The following is a 24547-nucleotide window of genomic DNA, read 5'->3' on the forward strand; positions in this document are numbered from 1 at the left end:
GGTGAGAGTGTCAAAAAGGGATTACTACAAGGCAAAACTGACTCCACAGCAACAGAGGGCAGCGGAATTGTTGATTGACAACGAGTTCGGGCTACTTTCCGAGGATGGTAAGAAACTCCCGATGGAAAAAATCGCCGATATGTGCGGGATATCTAGGACAACTCTCTATGAGTTCAAGAAGATTCCAAATTTCATCGGCTATAAGAATTACTTGTCTGACGACCTCCTGGAAACACACCGCGAACAGATTTACAAGGCGCTGCTTGATTTAGCATTAGGTCGCGTCGGAAACAAGGTTCCAAGCGTGAAAGCACTAGATTTATACCTCCGTCGTTTTGGCCTTCTTACAGATCGTGTGGAACATGTGGACAATACATCTACGTTTACACCGAAATCGCCGGACGAGATTCAAGCAGAGATTCTAAAATTCAGCCGAATGGTGAACGGGGAGGAATGACCGTGGACTATTACGCAATGGCAGTAGTAGCAAGCGCGGCAACCACGAAACTCGCCGCGGTGATTGAAGGAACACGCAGATTCTTTCAGTCCGATTACGTCCAGTTCCGTCAGATAGTGGCGGAGCTCAAGCGCGATAGGGTCGAGGAGACTGCGGAATTCGCACGCCACATGGACGAGGTGTACCGATGCGTAGCGCGATTGGACGAGTTGAGACGAAAGTGGCCGGAGAACTCGCGACCGATCCGGAGGGAAATGGCGAAAATTGCGGTGTTGCTTGGCGCGATTGACCTAGCTCGCGACCATCTTATCGCTAAAATCGGTCAGAGGGTAGGTGGGTAAGCTATGGCATTTGACCTTATGGCGCGATTGAGGTTGAGAGATGACGCATCCAGCAAGCTACGGCAGTTTATGGGCGGACTCTCATCGGTAGCAGCAGTCGCCGGGACTACAGCGCTTGCCATCTCGTCTATTAACAAGGCGATGGACTATGAAGCACAAATGTCGTCGATTAAGGCGCTCACTGGCGCATCCAACGCCGAAATGATGCGGATGTCGAACCTTGCAATGGAGATGGGTGCCTCCACTAAATACTCGAGCCTAGAGGCAGCACAAGGCATCGAGGAGCTTCTCAAGTCGGGGCTTACACCGGCACAAGTCGAAGCAGGCGGACTCCAATCAGCCTTAAACCTCGCAACTGCCGGTGGATTGGAGCTTGCGGACGCGGCCGAGATCATGTCAACGTCGCTGAACGCGTTTAAACGTGATGCTCTCGCGGCGGAAAATGCAGCGAATATTCTCGCTGGTACTGCAAATGCATCCGCGACAAGTGTCCAGGACCTCCGTTATTCACTCTCCGCGGTGTCGGCCGTGGCATCCGGCGTGGGAATGAATTTCCGCGACACCAACACGGCACTCGGACTCTTTGCGAACAGCGGGATTCGCGGAAGCGATGCCGGAACCTCGCTGAAAACGATGCTTTCGAATTTGCAGCCGACGACTAAAGACCAAACCGCGTTATTCAAGAAACTGGGTATCGTCACTCAGACGGGAGCCAACGCCTTCTATGACGCACGCGGACGGTTGAAGGGCCTTGATCAGATCGCAGGTATCCTACAGAAATCGCTTGGCAAAATGACCGATCAACAACGTATGCTCGCGCTTGAGACAATGTTCGGATCAGACGCTATTCGCGCCGCTACCGTTCTTTACAACGAAGGCACCGAGGGAGTCCGGAAGTTCCAGCAGGAAATGTCGAAGGTGACAGCTCTTGACGTGGCAAGGCAGAAGATGGATAACGCGAAAGGTGCAATGGAGCAGTTGAGCGGCGCACTCGAAACCATTCAGATTTCAGCGTTACAACCGTTGCTCCCAGTAGTCAAAGACATGGCGCTGATGTTCGCGGATATGGCGCAGGAATACGGCCCTCAGATCACGGCGACTTTTGAACAGGTGGGTAAGAGTATCCGCGACTTTATGGACCCGTACGTCAACAATCCGCAGAGATGGGAGGTCACTGGACAAGCCGAAATGAAATTCAAGCAAGCGGAGATAATGGACAGGGCAGGCGGACCACCTCCGTTTTGGAAGCACCTTGTCGGCGGGTTCGAGGAATTTTACAACTCATCGGGCAAGCAGATGATACAGAGTGGCGCGTCGAGAGTAGCCAAAGACTTCGGCTTGTTCCTTGAGGAAAACGCGGCAGACATTGCAAAAGCTGGCCTCACAATCGGCGCTAGGATTGCCACAAGTATCTCCCAGGGCATCCGAAGCGAGATGGAAAATAGCGTATTTGGCAACGCGATCCTCAACGCCAATCCAGCGCTCAACTTCGGTGATAAGGTCGGTACATGGGCGGTCGATACGTTCATGCCGAGCACATCGGAAAAGACGGACGGTTCCCACTATAATGGGATAAGTTATATCCCACGTGACGGTTATCGCGCAACCTTGCACCGAGGTGAGCGCGTACTGACCTCGCAGGAAAATCGGGAGTATTCCGACGGCGGTTCGGGCGGCGGCGCGCCAGCCGTGAACATCTCGATGAACGGCGTTACTATACGCGAAGAGGCGGACATCGACCGGATCGCGTACAGCCTGGCACGTCAATTGAACGCACTTACGTAGAATGACGAAAGCCCACCGTCGAGAAATCGATAGTGGGCGTTTTTTTGTTTTAGAACTATTTATTTAGACTGAGGAGTAATCGCTCTCCACGATCACGAAAACTAGATCCCGCCAAAAAGTTCGTAAAGTATCGCGTTACTCCTTCGACAAAAATTGTATATTTCATCTATTGTATTTATAATTATCTTATTAAACATAAGATAAGATGGTGATTTGGTTGGAAAACGATAAAATGCAGAAATTAGATTTAAAATTTGGACAAATTTGTATGCTTATTATAAGCATTGCCATAGTTACTATTGCAATCTTTCGTCTTGTATTTAATTTCACGGTTAGTCCGTTCACTTTGTTATTACTTTCGATGGCCTCTGTCTCCTTTGCTATTGGTGATATATTTAAGAGCTATGCAAAAATAGGATTGTACGCATTCTTTTATGTGATTGCATTTACTTGGGGAATCTTTGGATTGATGGCTCCTAATTTTACCAGCCATGGGCCTAATCAGGACATGTCACGTTATACGGATGGTGCTACATTGATCGCATTCGCAGCACCTTTTTTCGTTAGAGGCCTAGGAGCTGTTTTGAAAGAAAAAAAGAAGGAGTAATTAACGTAAACACCTACGCCCTGGTAGCGGAAACTTCCGTTGCTGGGGCGCTCTTTTTTTGTCCCAATCTTTCGGAGTATACTCGTTCAATAAACGTTAAAGGAGCGTGCCCATCCGTGACCTACCGCGATTTCGACCCGTCATTCTACTTTACCGTACCCTTGCGCGATGCCACCGCCATCCGCCGCGAACTCAACGATCGATGCATACCGTATGAGATTCGTTCGTTACCAGGCGGCAGGATCGCGTTTGTTTTTCCGGATTTGCCTCCGAGAACTGTAGGTGCAGGTGCGGAAAATATTCGGAGGGAACGGAATCCCTATTGAAAATTTCGGAGAGTGGGGCGTGGTTCGCGAGATTGATGCGGTGAGCAAACGTTTTAAACTCGTATGCGATTGGGATGCGCAATGGATTAACGTGGAGGACCTCGTGGCGGTGACGAAGTGATCACCGTCCGATTTCGGTTGCGAGAGCTTGTCCGTTTGGGTATGATAGTAGTAGCGCTATCCACCGTTATCTAGGCGCGCGATTAACAATCCCGAAAGCAATCCGCAATCATCCGTAAACGTAACAAAACGTTGATCTGACGCGGTTTTAGCCTGCCGATAGCCTAACGTAAGCCGACCGGAGGCTTCTCCATCGAGAATCCGAATGCAGTCGCTTCTTGTGGGTGTGGATCTTCATTTAAGACGGCACTCGCTGAAGGTAAAGCGGAGAAATGTGACGACTAAGGCCTTTTGCTAGTATTTGGTGATTAAGAGTAATAGAAACCTCTTTGACTTGTGCAGATATTGCGCATGAGTTGAAGAGGTTTTTTTGTTGGTTAAAAAAATTTCCAAATCATGTCACAAAATGACGCCTTTGTTTGTTATACGTGCGAATCGGAGGTGAGAGGGATTGGATCATAACGAAATGGAGCAAGCGCTAAAGGAGGTCAGAGCCGGGGATATCGACCAATTTGGATTGATCATCGATGCGATGCAAAAGCCGTTGTTCGTGTACTGCTATCACATGCTGGGACACCGACAGGAAGCGGAGGATGCTGTCCAGGAGGTTTTCTTGAAAGCATTCGAGCAGCTGGACAGCTATCGGCACACTGTTTCTCTTTCGGCATGGATGTATAAGATTGCGTATCATCATTGTCTGAACCTCTTAAACAGAGCGAAGCTGAATCGTGTGTTCACTTTTTTGCGAGCGGGGATTCAGACGGTCAGTCGCCATGAGGGAGAAAAGAAGGTAGAAGATACGGAGTATTTGAACAACCCTCTTCATGTAGCAATAGCAAAGCTATCTGTAAAGGAGCGCAATCTCCTAATTTTGCGTGTGGTGGAAGACCGAAGCTACGACGAGCTTGCCTTGTTGTTTGATACGAAGCCAGCTACGCTGCGCAAACAGTATGAACGGGCATTGAAAAAGTGCAAATCCTACATGCTCGTGAATGAAGGCGGTGATAGACATGACTCGATCTCAGCAACCCGATGATTGGAAACAACAGTTAACTGCCGCCGCCGATGATTTCGATGTCAAGGAACAGGTCCTTCAAAAAATGAAGGAACAAAAAATGAGGTCGGAGGGGAAGCAAGTGAAAAAAAGATTGGGATTAGTTGTCGCAGCGATTCTTGTGTTTGGGGGAACATCCGCTTATGCAGCCATGAAGGTATACGAATTGAAGAATGAAAAAGGGGAAGCTGTTGTAAAAGTGCAGCAGACTGCTACTCCACAACCGCAAAGTAAATCTGGAAACTGGAAGAGTTTTCAAGATGTAAGGGATTCGCTAAAGCAAGGAGAGGGAGCAGCTGTATATATGGCTGGCCCAGACAATCCGAAAAAACGTGTTTCTTTCACCTATATTCCTGTTATTCATGAATCCACACGGCCACTACAGAAAGAAGTGGGGAGCTTTTATGAGGTACCAGCTGAGCTAGCGGGTGGTTACAAATTTGTAAATGGGCATGTAAATTACCCATTTGATTATAGCCAAGCAGAATTATTCGAAGAAATGTACAAGGAAGCAGAGAACGAGAAGAAGCAAATCGTTGTGCGAAAGGTATCTCCTAAGTCACATTTTGATAGAGTCTATACGTTGTACAAAGGGAGTGAAGGAAAAGAGCGGGACGGGGACGTATACATCGCCATCACGAATTTTGAAGGTGTGAAATACATCGAGGAAGAAGCAGGGCAGGATGCCATCGTAGAAAAAGTGAAAGTGCAAAACTATGAGGGACTGTATATAGCTGGCAAGCTAATAGATGGAACCGAAGAAAAGGTCGTAAAGGTCTATCAAGAGGACAAGAATAGACTCATCGAAGTGGTTGCCATGAATCCTGTTCTGACGAAAAAAGATTTACTGATGATTGCCCAGAATTTAAAATAAATACACCTAACCAAAAATGTAACATTTATCCAGATGTGCGCGTATTTACAAGAGCAGCTCCTTATGGGAGTCTGCTCTTGACTTTTTTAAGGAAAAAGCATGAGTAAGGAGTGAAAAAGGTGGCTGATGTTACGCAAGAACAAAAAGGCTTACAGTGGCTATTGCTGGGGGCATTTGGGATCGGCTTACTGTTTGACTGGATGTTTTACGGTAAAGGATTTGGCATCTCTTATCTATTGTTCGTAATCGGCTTGTATGGTCTTTTTATTTGGCAGGCTAGGCAACGCATTCCTATACGCTTTTCTCGAAAGCAAGTATTCGACTGGATATGGACGCTTCCGATTTTTCTATTGGCCTTTACCTTTTTTCTATTTTCCAATCCGCATTTTCATCTGTTCAACCTGTTACTGATTCCGTTTTTATTCGTGATCCAAACGATTCTGATCACCAAGCGTCATCAAGCGAAATGGTACGAGGCAGGCTTTTTCATGGAGATGTTGGAGATGCTGCTCCTTTACACCCCGAAGTATATGCGGATGCCTTTTCGGTTGTCAAAGGAATGGATCAAGGGTAGGGTGAATCAGGAGAAGTATGGGGTGATGAAGAAGGTTTTCATCGGAATCGGCATCTCGGTGCCTCTGCTGGTGATTGTACTCTCCTTGCTCTCGAATGCGGATAGTGTGTTTGGACATTTTCTGGGTCAAATACCGCGAAGGGTCATTGATATCCATTCACTTGAAGCAACCTTTCGAATGATGCTAATCGCGATCATTACGATCCTCGTGTTTGCTTACATGTATTCTCTTTTCGGGAAACGAGAAGAAGTAGTGGAATTGCCTGTGCCTGAAGATGAAAAGAAGATCGTCTGGGACGGGGTTATCCTTGTAACGATTCTGGCGATCATCAATATGGTATACACAGCGTTTACATACATTCAGATATCGTATTTGTTCAGCGGGGCGAAGCGAGTTTTACCAGATGAATTGACGTACGCCGAGTATGCTAGAAATGGCTTCAATGAGCTGGTGACGGTTACTGTTATTAATTTCTTGATTCTCCTATGTTCGATGCACTTTGCATCACGGGCAAAATCAATGCTCTACCGGATCATTCAAGTTCTGCTGAGTATGCTGACGATTTGCACAGGTTTCATGCTCGTGTCCGCCTATTTTCGCCTCTCACTGTATGAGGATGCTTACGGATATACGCATACGCGGCTGTTAGCTCACGTTTTCATGATATTTCTGTTTGTATTGTTTATCATTGCTCTCTTGAAAATTTGGCGCGACGGTTTCTCCCTGATCAAGTATTACGCGATTGTGACACTAGTGAGTTACGTCATTCTGAATTACATCAATATGGACGTCATCATTGCCAAAAACAATGTACAGCGCTATCATGCGACTGGACACATCGACATCGAGTATTTGAGCGAGCTGTCTTATGACGCCATACCAGTGGTTATGGAGCTTGTGCGGGATAAAAAGGTAGAAGAGAGGTTTATGGAGATGCTACAGGAGCGAAAAGAGATTTTGTATGAGGACAATAGCTGGCAGTCCTTTAATCTCTCGGAGTATCGTGCAAAGGCTTATCTTCCATGAAATTAATGAAAGCGGAGACGAGGTGATCTATCGTCTCCGTTTTGTTTGGAACCAAAAGAGGTAGAACAAGACTCCTCCTGAGATGATGATGACAATAACAATAACTATGGCTAAAGAATCATTCCAATTGAGATTTGCTGAAGGGACAGGTACTGTACCAGACCCCAATACTTGCAAGTCTTCTCCTGCATCTGCTTTGAGGATTGTTCGTGTACAGATGTTGGTTTCTAGCTCATTTAGCTCCCCATAAGACGCATAGACAAGATATTCTTGCCCCAATTGAAACGGAATGCCACATGCGCCTCCAAGCCCATCGCTGACAATCAAGACTTGTTGCTGATCTCCTCCTTTCCAAGTGGACTGTACCTCGAACATAACGTCAAAACCTTCCCGAACGGGTTTATCCCAAAACGAAAGCATACCAATCCAGTCTGTACGCTCATTCACCTGTAGCACCTTCCCTGTAAAAACAGCAGCAGACAAGTTCTTTGCCGTTAGTGTGTCGGGAGGTCTGGCACAGCTACAGGCTGACGCAGGGAAAGGGTGGATGAAAAAGGTAAAAAGAATCGCTATCGAGAAAAGAACTGCTATGGTACCACGATTTTTTTGAAGCATCATGACTGATCCACTCCTATTAACCATAAGACGGGTGAGAAGGGGAATTGTTCCAAAATGATGACGACGATTGTTTTGTGTATCCTGATGGGAATGATATTTTTGGCCTATCATACGACTTATGTCAAAGCAACGACAGTGAAGCTGACACTACCTGGTGTATCTCCCCTTACTTTGATTCACCTGTCTGATCTCCATGGACGAACACGCTTTTGGAATGGAGAGTTGCACAAACTGGTGAATGCTTATGATCCGGATATTGTGATAGTGACGGGGGATTTGACACAGCACAGGGGGCAGTTGACACGTGTGTTGAATGAGCTAGCGAAAATAAAGAGCGAGGATGGGATATTCTTCGTCCCTGGCAATTACGAGAGAGAAGCAGGAAGATTTCGCAAAAAGGCCTATTCCGCTGCTGGTTTCCATTCCCAAAAAGAAGCTTGGCAACAGGTAATGACAGTGTTGGAAAACGAGAGTACCGTGATCGAAAAGGACGGCAGTTGCATTTGGATATACGGCTTCGATAATTCGATGTACGGCAATGAACGGCGTCCTAGGCAAGAGATCCAGCAGGCGAACTTGACGATATTTTTGGCCCACTCTCCCAATATAGTCTCATTGATTCACAGTGAGAGTTTGAAAGCTGACCTTCTCTTGACCGGACATACTCATGGGGGTCAAGTTCGCTTATTCAATCGGACTGTTGGTGCCTACAAGCATTTTCATGTGGGGCAAAAAGAGGATCAATCCGTTGGTGTATTTGGCATCAGTCGCGGGCTTGGTACTTCCAGATTACCAATCCGGCTGAATTGCTTTCCAGAGATCACGGTATACGCGATCAATGGATCATGAGCGCTCGTGTTCATTAATCGTTCCCCAATTCGTCACTGTTCGTTCACACGATCCCAGATTTTGGATTGATTTCATCGAGTAAGATGGAAGTGTAGAAAAAGAAGAAAGAAGGGGTCAAAAGTGAATAAGAAGTGGGGTCTGTTGGTTTCTTCAGTTGCATTGTCTGCAATGTTGATTACAGCATGCGGCGGAGGCAAGGAACAAGCTGCTAGCACGGATGCAGCGGCTCCTGCAGCGACTACTGGCACACAAGTGAATATCGAAGCTAGTAACTGGAAATTCAATCAAGAAACCTTTGAAGTAAAAGCTGGCGAAGAGTTCACGCTCAACTTCAAGTCGACAGAAGGCTTTCACGGTATTGGTATCCAAGGGCTGGATGTAGACATGCAAAAAGATGGCAGCAAAACAATGAAAATCGATACAGCTGGTGAGTACACCATCTTTTGCAACGTGATCTGTGGACCGGATCATGGAAAAATGGTTGCAAAATTAGTCGTGAAATAATTCGATTCTCTTATTGGAATATAACAACAAACAAGCACTTTGGCCTGCATAGCGGGTCAAGGTGTTTTTTCATTTCAATGGTAGGGACATACTACATGGGTAGCCACTCACGAGTAAGGGAGGGAACCACATGTCCAAGCACAACAACAAAGACAAACGTCCAACAGAAGCATCCGCCGGCTCACGTAGCACTCCTCCGAAAACGGGAGAGAACACCGGGCATAATTTGCGGAAAGAAGATCGATCGTAACAGATAGGCTAAGCAGGAAATAGGCAGAAGTCCTCCCATGACGGAGGGCTTTTTTGCTTGTCATATACATGTTTTCGAGATTTTTGCACAAGGTAAGGAGGAAAAGTTTTCAAGTCGGTGATGCGATCCAAAAAGGAGATGAGTGACACTGGATAAGAAACACTACTACGTGACCTTACAAGCAGGAACGACAGTGGCAGAAATCCGTGATGAAAAAGGCTCTGCCACGTACGATTTTGAGATCGAAGCGACCGATGTTCAAGTAGGCATGATGCGAGACTTGTTCAATAACTGCGTCCATGGGGATTTCATGATGTGGATGCATGGGCATACACTATGGTCTGACATGCCGGATCGGGACAACGACGAATACGATGACAACCTGAGGGCCATCTACCAACTCATTTATCAGTATGGCACCGAAAAAACAAAAAGTGATCTCGAGCAAATGGGTCTTGTAAAGCTATTGGGGCTGGATAGAGAAGAGTTGCGCCCTTTTTAACGGTTCAATGATAGACGTTTTCTACCAGAAGGAGTGAATCGTATGAAGATGTGGAAGCAAGGAATGATGACAACAGCGCTGGTAATGGGTCTCGCCATGCCAGGTGTTGCGTTGGCCCAAGATGTATCGGCAACTGTTGCCCAGGTGATCAAGCCGACTCACAGCCATGATGAGCATGGAGAGAAGCACATGAAGGTGCGAAACAGCTCCAACAGAGGCGTTCATCAAAAAATGTACATGCTCTTGCTAGCGGAAAAATATGCACCGGATAGCGTGGAGAAATGGCAGGCAACGTTTAAAGAACGCGATCGTTTAATGAGCGAGTTCGAGGCGCTGAGTGACGACCCGAAGTGGCAGGCGAAGCGTGAAGAACGGAAGCAACTGATTAACAAGCTGAATGAACAGGTAAAAAAGGGCGAAATAACCAACGAACAGATGGAAAAGCAGTTCAAGGAATGGAAAGACAAAAACATGGGGCCAAAAGAAGAGCGTGACGCCCGAAAAGCTCGGATCGAGCAAATGAAAAAAACACACGAAGCTTTTGACTCGGCGATCGAATCTGGCGATACAGCCAAGATTAAGGAGTCACTCCAGCAAATGCTAGAACAAATGCAAGCAAACAATTCTCGCATGGCGGAAAAGCTGGCCATGAAGAAAAAATAACGTTTCGAACAAAAAAAGGACGTGACCGACTTACTGGTACGCGTCCTTTTTCATATCGGTTACAAGCATAGCGGGGGTCCATTCATCCAGGAAGACCGCCTGTTCGGTTTGGCAGGAGGGACACCAGCCTGTATGGACGCATTGGTGCCGCGTACGATCTATGTAGCCGTTGTCCATCTTGGCATCGTCTATCTCCCGGTAAGGGCTGTAGCTCCCATAAAAGTCATACAGACGGCCTGCATCTTGCAGAGCTTGACCGCACGTTGAACAGGTTTGTTGGAGCGGTGTGAAGCCATTGCAAACTGGGCAGAGATGATTCAAAGCGTAATCGCCTCCTCGTTGTTGCTTCTACTGTGCACGCCAACAAAAGCGGTTATGCAATGGAATGAAAAATCCCTGTCGCAGCCAACGGAGGCACAACAGGGACGAAACATTTTTACGATTTGAAGTTGTCCATGCTTGAAGAATGACCAGGCTGCAATTTGGCATCCGGATTAAAGTAGGAAACCGCGTTGTTTACAGCGGTAGGGGCCTCACCAAATCCGACAGCGATCAGCTTGACCTTACCAGGGTAGGTTGCGATGTCGCCTGCTGCGAAAATGCCTGGAATGTTTGATTCCATGCGGGTATCGACCACGATGGAGCCTTTTTCGAGCTCCAGCCCCCAGTTCTTGATCGGACCGAGAGAGGAGATGAAGCCGAAGTTGACAATGACTGCGTCGACTTCCAGATCGACTTCTTCTTTTGTTGTGCAATTGGCCAGCGTGAGTTTTTCGATGCGCTCCTCGCCGTGCAAAGCTGCAATTTCGTAAGGTGTCGTGACGTTTACTTTGGAGGACATGAGCATTTCTACGCTGTGTTCATGTGCGCGGAACTTGTCTCTGCGATGGATGAGGTATACTTCTTTTGCGATAGGTTCTAGCATGAGGGACCAGTCCAGAGCGGAATCACCGCCGCCAATAACAGCTACACGCTGTCCCTTGAAGGAGTTCAGATCGGTAACAAAATAGTGCAGATTGGATTTTTCATATTTGACGGCATCTGGGTGTTCCAGCCTGCGAGGTTCAAACGCTCCTACCCCAGCAGTGATGATTACGGATTTGGAGTAGTGAGTGCCTTTGTCCGTTGTGATTTCAAACACATCGTCTACTTTTTTTACGACATTTTCCACTTTCTCTTCCAGGCAAACGGTTTGCTGAAAGCGGGAAATCTGATCTTTCAGATTATTGATCAAATCTTGTGCTAAAACCTTTGGAAATCCGGCTACATCATATATGTACTTCTCCGGATAAAGAGCGGATAATTGCCCACCTAGCTGGGGCATGCTCTCAATGATTTTTACACTGGCCTGCCTCATCCCGCCGTAAAAAGCGGTAAATAACCCGGCAGGGCCGCCACCAATGATCGTAATGTCGTAGATTTGCTCGTCCTTTTGCAGAAAATTCAATCCAAAGCACCTCCGAATTAATCGTAAGCGAACTCCTCAACCATTATAACCCATACAAGTGGAAAAACAGGAGAGAAAATTCGAAAGATGATAGGCAAAAAACCCTTGCAAATCCAATCGGCAGCCGATAAGATGAGGATGACTGTAAAGAAATTGTCACATTTTTCTACGTCTGACTTTGTGCATTTTTTCACAGAGTGGTTCGGATGGCAGTACAGGGCAATAATTCCGATACTACAGGGATCATGAAATGGGGCATCTTAATAGGTACCAGACCACGTGAAAAATCGCACAATCTTCCTAAAGTTACCATGAACTATGACATCATACATGATTGGAAGGGATACTGATGGGTACACCCAAAATCCTGATTCTTGGCGCTGGATACGGTGGTTTGCTCACAACGTTGCAGCTACAGAAAAAGCTCAACTACAATGAGGCAGAAATCACCTTGGTCAACAAGCACAACTATCACTACATCACGACTTGGCTACATGAGCCGGCTGCAGGTACAGCACCAGCGGATCATGCTCGCGTCAGTCTGGATGGCATCTTAAACAAGGACAAAGTCAACTTTGTCAAAGGAACGGTGCAAGCCATTCAGCCAGAGGAGCAGACCGTAGCGCTCGAAAATGGCGAGGTGCTGTCGTATGACTATCTCGTCATCGGATTGGGTAGCGAGCCAGAAACGTTCGGAATTGAGGGACTCAAGGAGCATGCGTTTAGCATTCGCAGCATCAATGCAGTCCGCAATATTCGCGAGCACATTGAATACATGTTCTCCAAATTCAAAAATGAGCCGGATCGTACGGACTACCTCACGTTTGTTGTGGGTGGAGCTGGCTTTACAGGCATTGAGTTTTGCGGAGAGCTCGGCGATCGTCTGCCAGAGCTGTGCCGAGAATTTGATGTCGATCCTGAACTGGTGAAAGTCTACTGCATTGAGGCAGCACCAACTGCATTGCCTGGCTTTGATCCAGAGCTGATCCAATACGCAATGGATGTATTGGAGAGAAAAGGCATCGAGTTCAAAATTGGAACACCGATCAAGCAGTGCACCCCGGATGGCGTGCTGTTGGCTACCGGAGAAGAAATCAAATCGAAGACGGTGGTTTGGGCAGCAGGTGTCCGCGGCAACAGTATCGTGGAAAAAGCAGGCTTCGAAGTCATGCGTGGTCGCGTTAAGGTAGACGAATATTTGCGTGCGCCTGGTCATGAGAATGTTTTTGTGGTAGGGGATTGTGCCTTGATCTTCAACGAAGAAGGACGTCCTTACCCGCCAACTGCGCAAATCGCGGTACAGGAAGGCGAGACGTTGGGTGAGAATCTCGCTGCCTTGATTCGTGGCGATCTCCCTCAAAAATTCATCCCGCATCTGCAAGGGACACTTGCCTCTCTTGGAAAAGGTGAGGGCATCGGGCAAGTTGGTTCGAAAAAGCTGTTCGGCAGCACAGCAGCCATGATGAAAAAAGCGAGCGACCTGCGCTACTTGTACAAAATTGGTGGCGTCGGTCTCGCACTGAAGAAAGTAAAGCTGTAAAACGATGCGTCACGCGAGCATTCAAGTCCGGGGGCTCATGGTCCGCGAAGAGATGGATCGGTACAATGCCTTGATGGAAGTGGGAGCTTTTCTGGAGGAACAGGGGCGACACGATTTGGCATGGCATGTACAGCGTGAAGTAGATATTCTCATCCTGCCTGCCATCGACCGGCTCAAGGAAAAGGGCCGCGAGAGGGATCGGGAAAATCTGCGATACATGATCGATAATGGGCTCCTTGATGACGAGGATGATTGATAGGTACCCCCGGCGAAGAAGAGCCGGGGGTTTCGTTTAGCTAGGACGTGGAAGGAGCGAGCTGGATGCGGGAAGGGAAGGTTTGGCTAGGCGCCTGCGGGATTGTTATTCGCGGGCAAGAAGCACTGGTTGTCAAAAAAACGTACAGCGGATTAAAAGGACAATGGTCATTTCCTGCGGGATTCGTGCAGGAGGGCGAGACTGTAGATGAAGCAGCAGTGCGTGAGGTGCTGGAAGAAACGGGTGTCGAGGCAGTCGTACGACAAGTAGCGGGAATCCGTTCTGGCGTCATTCGGGAGTCCATTAGCGACAATATGGTCGTTTTTTGGATGGATTACATAGGAGGAGAACCGCGCCCGCAGGAAGGTGAGATCGCGGAGGCGAGATTTATGCCGATACAGGACCTGCTTCAAGACCCGCTGTCATCGACTTATTTGAAAATCATATTGCCGGACTATATCAAACGTGAGCAAGGAATGACAGGTCAATCATTTGATATCGATCCCATTTTTCAATACACATCCTATAAAATCTTTAAGTAATACTGCGAATAAGCTAGATAAACTGCAATGTTTCCGCTTACATTGCGGTTTTTTTATGGTTTTTTCGCAATGAACTGTATTGTGAACCAAGGGGAAATTCTGATATAGTTAGATACATCAAAATAATCTGAAAATACATGTAATTAATTCTCACGCATGTATGCCGAAAGGGGAGCTCAACATGAGACAAAAACAAGAACAGTGCCCGTACTGCCACGGCCAAGGGTATTTCCAACTGCTCCTGGGGGGCTCGGAGAATTGTCCTAACTGTGACGGAGCTGGTACACAGGAAGCTCAGAAGGAAGCTGTTTCTTTTCATCAATAGTGATTAAGGAACCTCGCATAGAAACCGTCGAAGCGAATGCATCGGCGGTTTTTTCTGTCAGGCCATACACATACGATAGGGTTCTCTTATTGACCGATCCCTCGCCTTTTTGCTACACTTAATACCGAAAATAGCCCGTCTTTCCTGTATTTGCCGAAAAAGTGGCAAAAGGTGGAGAAGGTGGCAGGAGGTCTTTTTCGTCGATGAACTTGATGCAATTTATGGTATCCATTGTTCTGTTCTCCGTGCTAGGGTTTGGCATTGGGTTTATTTTAAACATGATTTTGAAAACAACATGGTTTCCAGTTGTGATCGGCGTGGGTGTAGTTGTAGGTGCGCTTGTCTATCAACAAATCGTTCCGGGAATATGGGATTCGCTCATTCTGGGTTGCGGCATGGCAGGTACAGTGGCGAGTGGCTGGACCATTCAAACGCTTCGCAAAAAAGGATATCGGATGTTTTAATCAAGTACAAGCAGGCCTTTGTTTCGGGCCTGTTTTTCTTTTGGTATTTTATTGGAAAAACATGCAACTGACTGAATATTTCTGTAATCACCCAAAATTTGTGTATACTTTCCTCCTCGTCGGGACATGACTAGAAACGAGAGGAGGTTTACCAAGAAATGAATGGAAAGCAGTTCGTAGGTATCGTCGCGCTGTTCATCCTGGTCTTGACGGCCTTCGCAAGCGATGGATACAGCTATAATGTTGTGGGAGACCACGGAGTCTCATCCACTTTTGGAATCAAGGAAATGAAAGAGGGGCAACATGTCGTCAAAAAACGGACGGTATCAGCCAGTTCTCTTACTCAAGTGATTGATAAAGCGGATGTATTTCACGATCAATATCCAAAAGTACGTGTAGTTGCGACCGGCTACTATGCTGGATACGAGTCGACGGGCAAAAATCCATCTCACCCGTCCTATGGCATTACATATTCAGGTGTAAAAGTTCGTAGAGACGACTATTCCACGATTGCAGCTGATCTGCGCGTTTTCCCGCTGGGGACCATTTTGTACATCCCCGGTTATGGATATGGCGTTGTAGCTGACAAGGGTGGAGCGATTCGCGGCCATAAGATTGACCTGTATTTCGAGACCAAGCAGGACGTATTCTCGCAATGGGGGAAAAAATCGGTGGACGTGTATATCGTAAAAAAAGGCGAAGGCAAAGTAACGGAAGCTTTTCTGAATAGCTTGAATGAAAAAGGAATCGCAGCCATGGCGGAACCCGTCAGCGGCCAACAACAAACTGAATAGCAACTAACGAAAACAAATGAATGCCGCATCGGTGGCATGAAAGAAAAAAAGAAAAAACGTTCAAGGCACAGGCTTTGAACGTTTTTTGTGTCATTCTGTATGAATCAAATCAACCAGCTTCTCCAGTCCTTCCAAAATGCGAGGAGAAGGGCGGCAATAAAGGCCCTCTTCCAACAAGTGGACCTGATTGTTTCGAATCGCAGTCATGTTCATCCACTCTGGGCGGTTTGTGATCATGTCAGGCTTGATTCGCTTCAGTTCAATTCCGCACCAGACGACACAAATATGATCGGGATCGCGTTCCATGACCATTTCTCGGGTAGCCTTGACGTTCGCGACAGGATAATCTGCAAAAATATTAGTGGCACCCGCAATCTCACTTACATCAGTCAGCCAGTTTTCCTGACCAGGTGTGTAGATGGGATTCGGCCACCATTCCCAGTACAGCTTCGGGCGTTGAGTGTACTTCGCGGCCTTTTGTCGGATGCTTTCAATGGTTTCGTCAAATTGAACCGCAAGCTGCTCGGCTTGCCTCTGTGTTCCTGATGCCTCCCCGACGAGTCGGATATCCTGAGCGATTTCTGCGATCCGGGAAGGGTTCAGGACGATATGAGGAATGTCTCTATCGCGCAGAGCCTCTATATTTTTCTCCATGCCAGGAACAGAGAGTGACGCTACGACCAGATCCGGTTGGAGGGCAGCGACCAGGTCCATATCGATTGTCAAATCGGGCCCAACCCGGGGGAGATGCTGCCACTCCAGCGGCCAGTCAGAGTGATCATCCAATCCGACGACATGCTCATGCAGGCCTAAATAATACAGGATTTCGGTATTGCTGGGACAGATGGAAACAATGCGCATGGGAGCCCTCCTTTAAAAAAACGGATGGAGCAATAACGCAATCATGACGCCTAACCAACCGCCGATCAAAACCTCGATCGGTTGATGACCGAGTAGTTCTTTCAGTTTTTTTGCTTTTTCCTGGCTAGGGCGTACTTTTAACGATTTCATTCCTTCTAACAGGTGGTTGAATTCATCGACCAGCTTATTTAAGACAACGGCTTGCATACCGGCATGGCGGCGGACACCTGCGGCATCAAACATCACGATTACGCCGAGAATAGCGGAAATAGCGAACATGTTGCTGCCGAAGCCTTCACGCAGTCCCACGGCTGTGGATAGTGCCGTCACCGCAGAAGAGTGGGAGCTGGGCATACCGCCTGTACTCATGAGTAGTGACCATTGCCACGTTTTCGTTGCAAAAAAATGGAGGGGAATTTTGATAAATTGGGCGATCCCTATGGCTAGCAGTGCTGCCCATAAGGGGAAGTTTTCAAAAAAATCCGCCACGGAAAATCCATTCCTTTCTACTGTGCGCTTATCTCTAGGATTATTGTAACAGAAGGGCGTTGTCTTAATCCGTGAAGTTTTTGTTTGGATGTAAAGTCATTGCCAATCTGTGTTACCATGAAGACGGAAGGTTCGAAACGGAGGCATGCATCCATGGGGTATCCCGAGCAGTATTTGCAGTTCATTGAAAAATTCAATGATGGAGAATACTACGAATGCCACGATCTGTTGGAAGACATCTGGATGGAAGATAAGTCAGACAAGTTTCTACAAGGATTGCTGCAATTGTCAGTCGGACTGTATCACCAAGAGTACGGCAATATAAAAGGTGCTCGCTGGATGTTAGGCAATGCACGAAAGTATTTGACCCGTTACCAGCCAGTTCATTGGGGACTGGACGTAACAAGAGTTCTTCGTTACATAGATGAATGCGAGAAATTGTTGCCGGAAAAGGATGTCATTTCTTACACAGAGGCAAAAGCCATGACGTTTCCACCCTTGCGCTTATATGTCGACACATCATGTTAAACAAATGTGCCCATATAGTATCCTACCACACAGAAAGAGGGAAGAGTATATGAAAGTAGCAGTAGAAAAACGCATACAGCTTGTGAATATTGCGTGTGATGAACTGATTGTTCCGCTGTGGAAGGGTGAGGAGATTTCGCAAGTATACCCGGAATTGGACGAAGCTTTTGGAGGCAGTCTGAGTGGTTTGCAGCAGGACAAGGAAGTTACGGGTGAGGCAAAGGAAATTACGGTTGTTCACGGAATGAGCAACGTAGCTGCGAAAAAACTGTTGATCGTCGGGATGGGTGAACCAGGGAAATTTGATTTCGTCGCAGCCCGAAATGCATGGGGACGTGCAGCCAAAACGGTTGTGGGAAAAGGCAAAGGCAAAACAGTAGTTATTGATTTGCCAACAACAGAGCATCTGAGTGCTGATCGTCTGGCGCAGGCAGTGACAGAAGCCTTTGGACTTGCCGAATACAATTACGAGGGCTATCGTCAAAAGCCAAAGCGTGAGTCTGACCCAATTGCGACGGTGCAAATTTTGTCAGCAGATGCCGATGCTTCATTGGTACAGGCAGGTGTTGCACGTGGTTCGGCGCTCGTATCTGGGACGAATCTGGCGCGCACGCTCGTCAATGAACCAGCTAACTACTTGACTCCACGCGCTTTGAAGGATGCGATGGTCGAGGTAGCAGAGCGCTATGGCATGACTGTGGAAGTAATGGAAAAAGCGAAGCTGGAAGAGCTGGGGATGGGCGGAGTGCTTTCTGTAGCACAAGGCAGCGAGCTTGAGCCTTACGTCGTGGCAGTCAAATATCAAGGAAGAGACACGTGGGACGATGTCATTGGCCTGATCGGTAAAGGCGTGACATTTGATACAGGTGGAATCTCCATCAAGCCAGTAGCAGGCATGGAAGACATGAAGTCGGACATGGGTGGAGCGGCTTCGATGATCGGCGCATTGGAGGCACTGGGACAGATTAAACCAAAAGTAAACGTACTGGCTGTCGTCGGTACCGTGGAAAATATGCCATCCGGAACGGCATTCCGTCCAGGGGATGTCATCACGACCATGAGCGGCAAAACGGTAGAGATCATTACGACAGACGCAGAAGGTCGCCTCGTACTGGCTGATTGCATCACCTATGCAAAAGAGCAAGGTGTGTCTTGCTTGGTAGATGCCGCTACCTTGACAGGTGGTATCGTGGTTGCGCTCGGTCATTTCTGCTCTGGCGCCATGACTAATGATAAAGTACTGTTGGATGAACTGATGAAAGCAGCAGATGTGGCAGGTGAGCGTTTGTGGCAGCTCCCTACCTTCGATGAGTACCGTAGCCTGAACAAGAGCCGTTTTGCCGATTTGAAAAACTCGGGTGGACGTTATGGCCACGGTATCATCGGTGGTGTTTTCCTGCAAGAATTCGTTGGCGACACACCGTGGGTACATCTGGACATCGCGGGTACGGCGTACACAGCAAGTGCTGGCGACATGCAACCAGCTGGCGGAACCGGAGCGATGACGCGGACCATCGTTGAATTCGTTTCCAGTCGTAGTAAATAAGAGGTAGTTCAACTTCCCATTTCAAAATAAAAAGGAGTGTTTTCACATGGCTCAAAATCCAAGCAACGAAGCACGTCGTCAAATGCTGGAGGATGCAAAAACGATCGCAGTAGTGGGGCTGTCCAACAAGCCGGACCGTACCAGCTATATGGTATCGCAAGCCATGCAGAACGCGGGCTACACGATCATCCCGGTCAATCCTGTTATCGCGGGTGAAACGGTTTTGGGTGAAAAAGTATTGGGGAGCCTGACTGAGATTGATCAGCCAGTCGACATCGTCAACGTGTTTCGCCGCAGTGAAGACATGATGCCTGTTGCAGAGGAAGCATTGAAAATGCAGAACAAGCCAAAAGTGTTCTGGATGCAACAAGGCATTGCCAACGAAGACGCGGCTAAATTGGTTGCAGATCAAGGCATCGAGGTTGTGCAGGACATGTGCATCAAGGTAGATCACGCCCTTTTGCGGGTTGGAAAATAAGAGACTGACAATCGAGGGAGTGGAAACAACATGTTTATCAACCCAGCGGCAGATACCAAGCGCGATCGCATTCCACCGAATCAAAAACAGACGACAGGCTTTCCTGTCCTGCACTATGGAGAGGTTCCGGAATATACAGATCTGTCTACGGAGTGGAGTTTTCGCCTTTTCGGTCTCGTCGAAGAAGAAGTCACGCTGGCCTACGAACAAATGATGGCTCTGCCAAAAGGCGGCACGACCAACGATATTCACTGCGTGACAGGCTGGAGCAAGCTGGACAATGAATGGGAAGGCATTCCCGTGGAGGAAGTTCTGAAGCTGGTGAAGGTGAAGCCGGAAGCGAAATACGTCATGCTGCACGCTGAGCACGGATGGACTGTGAACATTCCGTTGGTCGACTTCATGACAAATGGCAATCTGTTCGCCACGAAACATAACGGTGAAGACTTGACGCCTGAGCACGGCTGGCCGCTGCGCTTTGTCATCCCGCATCTCTACTTCTGGAAAAGCGCCAAGTGGGTGCGTGGGATTGAGTTTATGGAGAAAGACAAGCAAGGGTTTTGGGAGAAGAACGGGTATAATATGTATGGAGATCCTTGGAAAGAGCAGAGGTTTGCTTGGGATTGATTGGGGAAAAGAGGCGGTGATTATCCGCCTCTTTTTTTGTTTTAAAGGATTTAATTTCACAAGCTACTCGTCGTCCTGGTCTATCTACGGCTTCACCATATGAGTTTATGACTATTTCAGAAAACAGGGTATGCATAATAAGTTTTTTGTGTTCGAGTTCAGGATGGCCACAGTTTTCTTTCATAGTACGTGCCATATCGATGACTTCTTGATTTGTTAGCTTAACAACTGGTTTTGCAGGTGCTACCTGCGAAGTTAGTTGATTGCGAATAGCTGTTTCCCGATCGTTTTCTTCCTGCATACGCTGGCGTAAATCTTCTGTTGATATAGCCTCGTTAGCGAATGCCATTTGCCATTTCTTTTTTCGTTTCTGTATTTCAGAAAGTTCATTTTCGAGATGGCTGTTGTCTATTGTGTCAACCTCCATTTCCTCTCTTGCAAAATTGATATCTTTTTTCCATGATCCACTAACAATTACATCTACTTTTTGTAGTACAAGCTTTTCGATGGTGTCCTCTGAAATAATTGGCAAGTCACATACTCCAAGGGAGAATCTGCCACGACAACCATAGAAACGATAGTTCTGGAGCTTTTGCTTCTTTTCGCCGCCGTTGATTGTATTTCCGCATCTTGAACATCGCAGTAGCCAGGTAAAGGGGAAGCATACATGAGTTTTTTCTCGGGTCAGAAGCCTTCTTTTTGCAATTGAGGGAACTGCTTCTTGTTCTTCAATAGAGATAATGCTTTCATGTTCTCCATCGATGATTATTTCCTGTCCGTTTTTTTTACCACCTAAATGGCGATAGTTCCAGCGTATCTTCCCAGAATAGACAGGGTTATCTAAGATATATCGGATGGTATACTCGGCCCATAATGCACCATCTCTAGTTCGAAGACCTTCGCGGTTAAATACTTTCGATATATATCGGTGCCCATGCTTTTTGTACATTTCAAAAGTGCGTCTCACTATAGCTGCCTCTGGTTCGTAAACGATCAACTTCCCATCCTCTAAGTGATATCCGTATGGAGGTTCGCCGCCATTCCATCCACCTTTACGAAAATTTTTTTTCATACCCATTTTCACGCGTTCTCCAAGATTTTCTCGTTCCCATTGAGCGATAGCTGCAACTAATAATGTATTGAAGAAACGCCCAATAGCCGACGTTGTATCATAAACCTCAGTTGCGGATTTGAACATGACAGCATGTTTGTCCAGGTGTTCCATAACGTTCTAGAGATCAATTACGTTTCGAACTTATCGATCCAATCGATAAATGAGCAGCACATCAAACTTTTTCTTTTCACAGTCTTTTAATAGTCGCTGTATGGTGTGTGGTGGGTGCCCATTGAAAAAAATGCTGCAGGTTGAGCGGGTGTATTAGACAATGATTTAACCTGACCAATGGCGAGACATTTTGCATGAAACGATCCTATATGGCATGCTTTTTAAGGCGCTAGCTCTGGATGCACAAAGTCTAAATCAAGATCAACTTAAATTATCGTACCGCCCGATGTTCGACACGGTATCGATGTGGGCAGAGCGGAAACACCACGAATACCGGAGTCAGTTTGGGAGAATGGGTGGCAAAATCCACGTTCAGAAAACGACGATGGTACTTGGTTCTTGTTACAGTTAAAGGTCGTCAAGAAGAGTGCATTTACAATGTGTCGCACCTGAAAGCTGAATACCAGGTGCGGCTTAACAATTATCTGTACGACGCCAAGCAGTAAGCGCAAGGGCTTGCATAGACTGAGCAGAGGGATTATACAGCAAACGACCCGCCAGGCTTAATGTCTAGGCGGGTCGTTATATGCGAATTATATTTTTGATTGACAAGAAAAAAAAGGAAATTATTATATAATTATGGAAGTAGTTATTTCCATTAACTGTATGCAACAATTTTAAAAAAGGAGCATAAAAATGAATAAAAAAAGAGTATTTAGTTTAGTCTTACTAGGAGCTTTTTCTTTAACCAATGTCGCATATGCAGAATTGACGAGGGGCGATGCATTTTTTGATACTACTCCAACAGCAAGTTATGTCAAGGACATTGATACCTATATCACTGCTTCAGTCTCAGATGAGAATCTACTAGGTGCTGTTACCGAAGCTATAGCAGACTATGAAGGTATTTCTGGAGCTAATATTAGCTATGATACATCCAATGTGTCTTCTTCTAATTACGATTTGAGGGTTACTGCAGGTCAATATGGATTGGATTATGCTGGAGAGACTCGCTTATATTATTTAGACAACAATGATAATTACGAAAGACATTACGGGACTGAATCTTGGGATAGGGTGAAAATACTTTTAAATCGTGAATATATGGATTACTATAACTACAATTCTGCAAACCGCAGAAAAACTACAATTCATGAATTTGGGCATGGACTTGGATTAGTCCATCAATCCTCGAATTCTATAATGGAGCAAGGAAAGTTGAACCTTACAGATCCTACAACATTAGACGAAAATAATTTATCCTGGAAATACTAGGAGAAAGCAGGTGGAGTTATGAAAAAATTGATCGCTGTTTCTGTTGCTACAATTGCTTTGTTAATAGGAGGAGCATTTTCTTATAAAGAATTCAATACTACTGATAAAGATTATCGAGTTGCTATAAGTCAGGCTGATTTTATTGAGTTTGAAAATATTGAAGAGGTTGAAAAATACTCGGGCTATATAGTGCAAGCTGAATTTACAGGAAAGAGATCATTAAAAGAATGGAATCTTGGCGAAGGTGATGTAAAAACTGCTTCAGAGTCAGAAGTAAAAATACAGAAGGTTCACAAGGGAAGTCTTGAAGAAGGAGATACAATCTCTGTATATGAGCCTGCATATTTCGAAGGTAATGTTTTTGATACAGTTGAAGGTTATAATCTCATGAATGAAGAAGGTACCTACGTATTATTCTTGAGAGATACAGGTGATAAAGAAGGATATGCAATTATTGGAATGTATCAAGGTAAGTATGATATCAGTGCAGGTATGCAGAATACAAAGGCTAAAAAAGCACAACCAACTGATACGTACCGTAGTTTAGAGGAAAGTGAATATTTTGGTGAAAATGTTGAGCAGTTTAATAAATTGAAGAAAGAAGTTCTAGAAAAGTATAATTAGTCATTAGTTAAATTGTTACCCCGAACTATTCGGGGGCTTTTTTGTAACGGAAGGTGTACTCTCGCAAAAATAAATAAGCGCAAGTACGGACGATATCACTCAGGTAAAAGAACGTATGACTTCATAAGGGTCATTAATTATTTATATGCTGATGTCCATATTGCCGGCTACAGAAAAGGTGACTTTGGCTGGCTTGCACACTATAATGGTCGGCCTGCAGGTGTCATTGAGCTTGGTGTTCCGCCTACTCACAAGCAGGTGTTTTATGGAGTTGCGAAACAGTTGATTACTGGCGAGGATCGGGACCATGTTTATGTTCAGCCTCAGATAAAGGCTCGCGTCAAAATGAGAAACTGGACAAAGAGCGGCATGCTTCGCTCACCAGTATACGTCTATTTTACTCTAGCTGGGTAGAAAATAAGCCGTCCTTGTTTTGGAGAGACGGGTTGTTTAATGGTTACATTAAAATATGTATGGAGATCCCTGGAAAGAGCAGAGGTTTGCTTGGGAGTGATTTGGGAAAAGAGGCGGCGATGATCCGCCTCTTTTTTGTTTTAAAGGATTTAATTTCACAAGCTACTCGTCGTCCTGGTCTATCTACGGCTTCACCATATGAGTTTATGACTATTTCAGAAAACAGGGTATGCATAATAAGTTTTTTGTGTTCGAGTTCAGGATGGCCACAGTTTTCTTTCATAGTACGTGCCATATCGATGACTTCTTGATTTGTTAGCTTAATTTACACCACCTTCTAAAATGAAGATATGGGGAAAGTAAGGCGAGTGACGTCCCGCTGATCGCAAGACAGGTCACTACCTTGCCATTATGTAAGCTTTTTCGCACGTGGCTTGACAATTTGTCTTAAAAAAACGAGTGAGATCAAAAATAGATCAGCATCGAAAAATCCTCGCTATCTGTGCAGATGTGAGGATTTCCATTCATATCGTTATGCTATCGGATTAACCCCTTGAATTT

Annotated in this window: 30 protein-coding genes and 1 pseudogene; 25 read left to right on the forward strand and 6 right to left on the reverse strand. The window is 46.3% G+C overall.

Going from position 1 to position 24547, the window contains the following annotated elements:
• Positions 1-7 precede the first annotated feature (7 nt).
• The 8 genes and pseudogenes from C7R92_RS27410 to C7R92_RS27445 all read left to right on the forward strand — a co-directional run bounded on the left by C7R92_RS27410 (position 8) and on the right by C7R92_RS27445 (position 7165).
• Complete coding sequence (locus C7R92_RS27410; RefSeq protein ID WP_158265775.1) at positions 8-457, forward strand: phBC6A51 family helix-turn-helix protein; 450 nt, start codon at positions 8-10, stop codon at positions 455-457.
• 2 nt (positions 458-459) lie between these two features.
• Positions 460-798 (forward strand): hypothetical protein, encoded by a 339-nt coding sequence (locus tag C7R92_RS27415; protein WP_106836332.1) that lies wholly within the window; start codon positions 460-462, stop codon positions 796-798.
• Between the two features lie 3 nt (positions 799-801).
• The gene (locus C7R92_RS27420; protein WP_106836333.1) at positions 802-2583 is read left to right on the forward strand and encodes a phage tail tape measure protein; all 1782 of its coding nucleotides are present in this window, start codon (positions 802-804) and stop codon (positions 2581-2583) included.
• Between the two features lie 217 nt (positions 2584-2800).
• Positions 2801-3190, forward strand: a complete 390-nt coding sequence (locus C7R92_RS27425; protein ID WP_106836334.1) for a hypothetical protein — start codon at positions 2801-2803, stop codon at positions 3188-3190.
• A gap of 626 nt (positions 3191-3816) precedes the next feature.
• Positions 3817-3921, forward strand: a pseudogene (locus tag C7R92_RS33000) (iron-sulfur cluster assembly accessory protein); the annotation flags it as partial.
• A 166-nt stretch (positions 3922-4087) separates the two neighbouring features.
• Positions 4088-4672 (forward strand): RNA polymerase sigma factor, encoded by a 585-nt coding sequence (locus tag C7R92_RS27435; protein ID WP_106836335.1) that lies wholly within the window; start codon positions 4088-4090, stop codon positions 4670-4672.
• Positions 4647-5564: a hypothetical protein gene (locus tag C7R92_RS27440; RefSeq protein WP_106836336.1), complete on the forward strand. Its 918-nt coding sequence runs from the start codon at positions 4647-4649 to the stop codon at positions 5562-5564. The genes C7R92_RS27435 and C7R92_RS27440 overlap by 26 nt, the downstream gene beginning before the upstream one ends.
• Positions 5565-5683: 119 nt before the next feature.
• Positions 5684-7165, forward strand: a complete 1482-nt coding sequence (locus C7R92_RS27445; protein WP_106836337.1) for a DUF4153 domain-containing protein — start codon at positions 5684-5686, stop codon at positions 7163-7165.
• Between the two features lie 27 nt (positions 7166-7192).
• Here C7R92_RS27445 and C7R92_RS27450 read toward each other — a convergent pair whose 3' ends face one another.
• The gene (locus tag C7R92_RS27450) at positions 7193-7783 is read right to left on the reverse strand and encodes a hypothetical protein (RefSeq protein ID WP_106836338.1); all 591 of its coding nucleotides are present in this window, start codon (positions 7781-7783) and stop codon (positions 7193-7195) included.
• Positions 7784-7837: 54 nt separating this feature from the next.
• On the opposite strand from C7R92_RS27450, the gene C7R92_RS27455 reads away from it, so the two are divergent.
• The 4 genes from C7R92_RS27455 to C7R92_RS27470 all read left to right on the forward strand — a co-directional run bounded on the left by C7R92_RS27455 (position 7838) and on the right by C7R92_RS27470 (position 10551).
• Positions 7838-8632, forward strand: coding sequence for a metallophosphoesterase (locus C7R92_RS27455; RefSeq protein ID WP_106836339.1), 795 nt, complete (start codon positions 7838-7840; stop codon positions 8630-8632).
• 120 nt (positions 8633-8752) lie between these two features.
• On the forward strand, positions 8753-9136 hold the full coding sequence (locus tag C7R92_RS27460; protein WP_106836340.1) for a cupredoxin domain-containing protein: 384 nt from the start codon (positions 8753-8755) through the stop codon (positions 9134-9136).
• A 392-nt stretch (positions 9137-9528) separates the two neighbouring features.
• Positions 9529-9888 (forward strand): hypothetical protein, encoded by a 360-nt coding sequence (locus C7R92_RS27465; RefSeq protein WP_007716752.1) that lies wholly within the window; start codon positions 9529-9531, stop codon positions 9886-9888.
• A gap of 42 nt (positions 9889-9930) precedes the next feature.
• Complete coding sequence (locus tag C7R92_RS27470) at positions 9931-10551, forward strand: hypothetical protein (protein WP_017251339.1); 621 nt, start codon at positions 9931-9933, stop codon at positions 10549-10551.
• Between the two features lie 30 nt (positions 10552-10581).
• Here the strand turns inward: C7R92_RS27470 and C7R92_RS27475 are convergent, their stop codons facing one another.
• Together C7R92_RS27475 and C7R92_RS27480 are read right to left on the reverse strand one after the other, a co-directional pair.
• On the reverse strand, positions 10582-10872 hold the full coding sequence (locus C7R92_RS27475; protein WP_069848659.1) for a hypothetical protein: 291 nt from the start codon (positions 10870-10872) through the stop codon (positions 10582-10584).
• A 115-nt stretch (positions 10873-10987) separates the two neighbouring features.
• Positions 10988-11998: an NAD(P)/FAD-dependent oxidoreductase gene (locus C7R92_RS27480; RefSeq protein WP_017251337.1), complete on the reverse strand. Its 1011-nt coding sequence runs from the start codon at positions 11996-11998 to the stop codon at positions 10988-10990.
• Between the two features lie 349 nt (positions 11999-12347).
• Here C7R92_RS27480 and C7R92_RS27485 point away from each other — a divergent pair, with 349 nt between their 5' ends.
• From C7R92_RS27485 to C7R92_RS27505, 6 genes are all read left to right on the forward strand, one after another.
• On the forward strand, positions 12348-13538 hold the full coding sequence (locus C7R92_RS27485; RefSeq protein WP_106836341.1) for an NAD(P)/FAD-dependent oxidoreductase: 1191 nt from the start codon (positions 12348-12350) through the stop codon (positions 13536-13538).
• A gap of 4 nt (positions 13539-13542) precedes the next feature.
• Positions 13543-13794, forward strand: coding sequence for a hypothetical protein (locus C7R92_RS27490; RefSeq protein ID WP_017251334.1), 252 nt, complete (start codon positions 13543-13545; stop codon positions 13792-13794).
• Positions 13795-13859: 65 nt separating this feature from the next.
• Entirely contained in the window at positions 13860-14336 is a 477-nt protein-coding gene (locus C7R92_RS27495) for an NUDIX domain-containing protein (RefSeq protein WP_069848654.1), read from the forward strand.
• 181 nt (positions 14337-14517) lie between these two features.
• The gene (locus tag C7R92_RS32130) at positions 14518-14661 is read left to right on the forward strand and encodes a YuiA family protein (protein ID WP_238144523.1); all 144 of its coding nucleotides are present in this window, start codon (positions 14518-14520) and stop codon (positions 14659-14661) included.
• Positions 14662-14864: 203 nt separating this feature from the next.
• Positions 14865-15125: a YuiB family protein gene (locus C7R92_RS27500; protein ID WP_017251331.1), complete on the forward strand. Its 261-nt coding sequence runs from the start codon at positions 14865-14867 to the stop codon at positions 15123-15125.
• A 158-nt stretch (positions 15126-15283) separates the two neighbouring features.
• Positions 15284-15919 (forward strand): 3D domain-containing protein, encoded by a 636-nt coding sequence (locus tag C7R92_RS27505; RefSeq protein ID WP_106836342.1) that lies wholly within the window; start codon positions 15284-15286, stop codon positions 15917-15919.
• A 90-nt stretch (positions 15920-16009) separates the two neighbouring features.
• On the opposite strand, the gene C7R92_RS27510 is transcribed toward C7R92_RS27505, so the two are convergent.
• Complete coding sequence (locus C7R92_RS27510; protein ID WP_106836343.1) at positions 16010-16780, reverse strand: cobalamin-binding protein; 771 nt, start codon at positions 16778-16780, stop codon at positions 16010-16012.
• Between the two features lie 12 nt (positions 16781-16792).
• Complete coding sequence (locus C7R92_RS27515) at positions 16793-17269, reverse strand: divergent PAP2 family protein (protein WP_015892987.1); 477 nt, start codon at positions 17267-17269, stop codon at positions 16793-16795.
• 153 nt (positions 17270-17422) lie between these two features.
• Between C7R92_RS27515 and C7R92_RS27520 the strand changes: the two genes are divergently transcribed.
• The 4 genes from C7R92_RS27520 to C7R92_RS27535 are packed head-to-tail and all read left to right on the forward strand — an operon-like array spanning position 17423 to position 20448.
• Complete coding sequence (locus C7R92_RS27520) at positions 17423-17797, forward strand: DUF309 domain-containing protein (RefSeq protein WP_017251328.1); 375 nt, start codon at positions 17423-17425, stop codon at positions 17795-17797.
• Between the two features lie 49 nt (positions 17798-17846).
• Complete coding sequence (locus tag C7R92_RS27525) at positions 17847-19343, forward strand: leucyl aminopeptidase (protein ID WP_106836344.1); 1497 nt, start codon at positions 17847-17849, stop codon at positions 19341-19343.
• Positions 19344-19389: 46 nt separating this feature from the next.
• Complete coding sequence (locus C7R92_RS27530) at positions 19390-19821, forward strand: CoA-binding protein (RefSeq protein WP_106836345.1); 432 nt, start codon at positions 19390-19392, stop codon at positions 19819-19821.
• 30 nt (positions 19822-19851) lie between these two features.
• Positions 19852-20448 (forward strand): sulfite oxidase-like oxidoreductase, encoded by a 597-nt coding sequence (locus tag C7R92_RS27535; protein WP_069848645.1) that lies wholly within the window; start codon positions 19852-19854, stop codon positions 20446-20448.
• On the opposite strand, the gene C7R92_RS27540 is transcribed toward C7R92_RS27535, so the two are convergent.
• A complete protein-coding gene (locus C7R92_RS27540; protein ID WP_106836346.1) occupies positions 20357-21673 on the reverse strand; it encodes a recombinase family protein in 1317 nt (438 codons plus the stop codon). The two genes, C7R92_RS27535 and C7R92_RS27540, sit on opposite strands and share 92 nt — an antisense overlap.
• A gap of 187 nt (positions 21674-21860) precedes the next feature.
• Here C7R92_RS27540 and C7R92_RS33515 point away from each other — a divergent pair, with 187 nt between their 5' ends.
• From C7R92_RS33515 to C7R92_RS27550, 3 genes are all read left to right on the forward strand, one after another.
• Entirely contained in the window at positions 21861-22085 is a 225-nt protein-coding gene (locus C7R92_RS33515; RefSeq protein ID WP_482758283.1) for a hypothetical protein, read from the forward strand.
• Between the two features lie 284 nt (positions 22086-22369).
• Positions 22370-22948, forward strand: coding sequence for a zinc metalloprotease (locus C7R92_RS27545; protein WP_106836347.1), 579 nt, complete (start codon positions 22370-22372; stop codon positions 22946-22948).
• An 18-nt stretch (positions 22949-22966) separates the two neighbouring features.
• Positions 22967-23572: a hypothetical protein gene (locus tag C7R92_RS27550; protein ID WP_106836348.1), complete on the forward strand. Its 606-nt coding sequence runs from the start codon at positions 22967-22969 to the stop codon at positions 23570-23572.
• Positions 23573-24547 lie beyond the last annotated feature (975 nt).

Origin of the sequence: Brevibacillus porteri, assembly GCF_003013475.1 — a bacterium.
GTDB classification, from domain to species: Bacteria; Bacillota; Bacilli; order Brevibacillales; family Brevibacillaceae; genus Brevibacillus; species Brevibacillus porteri.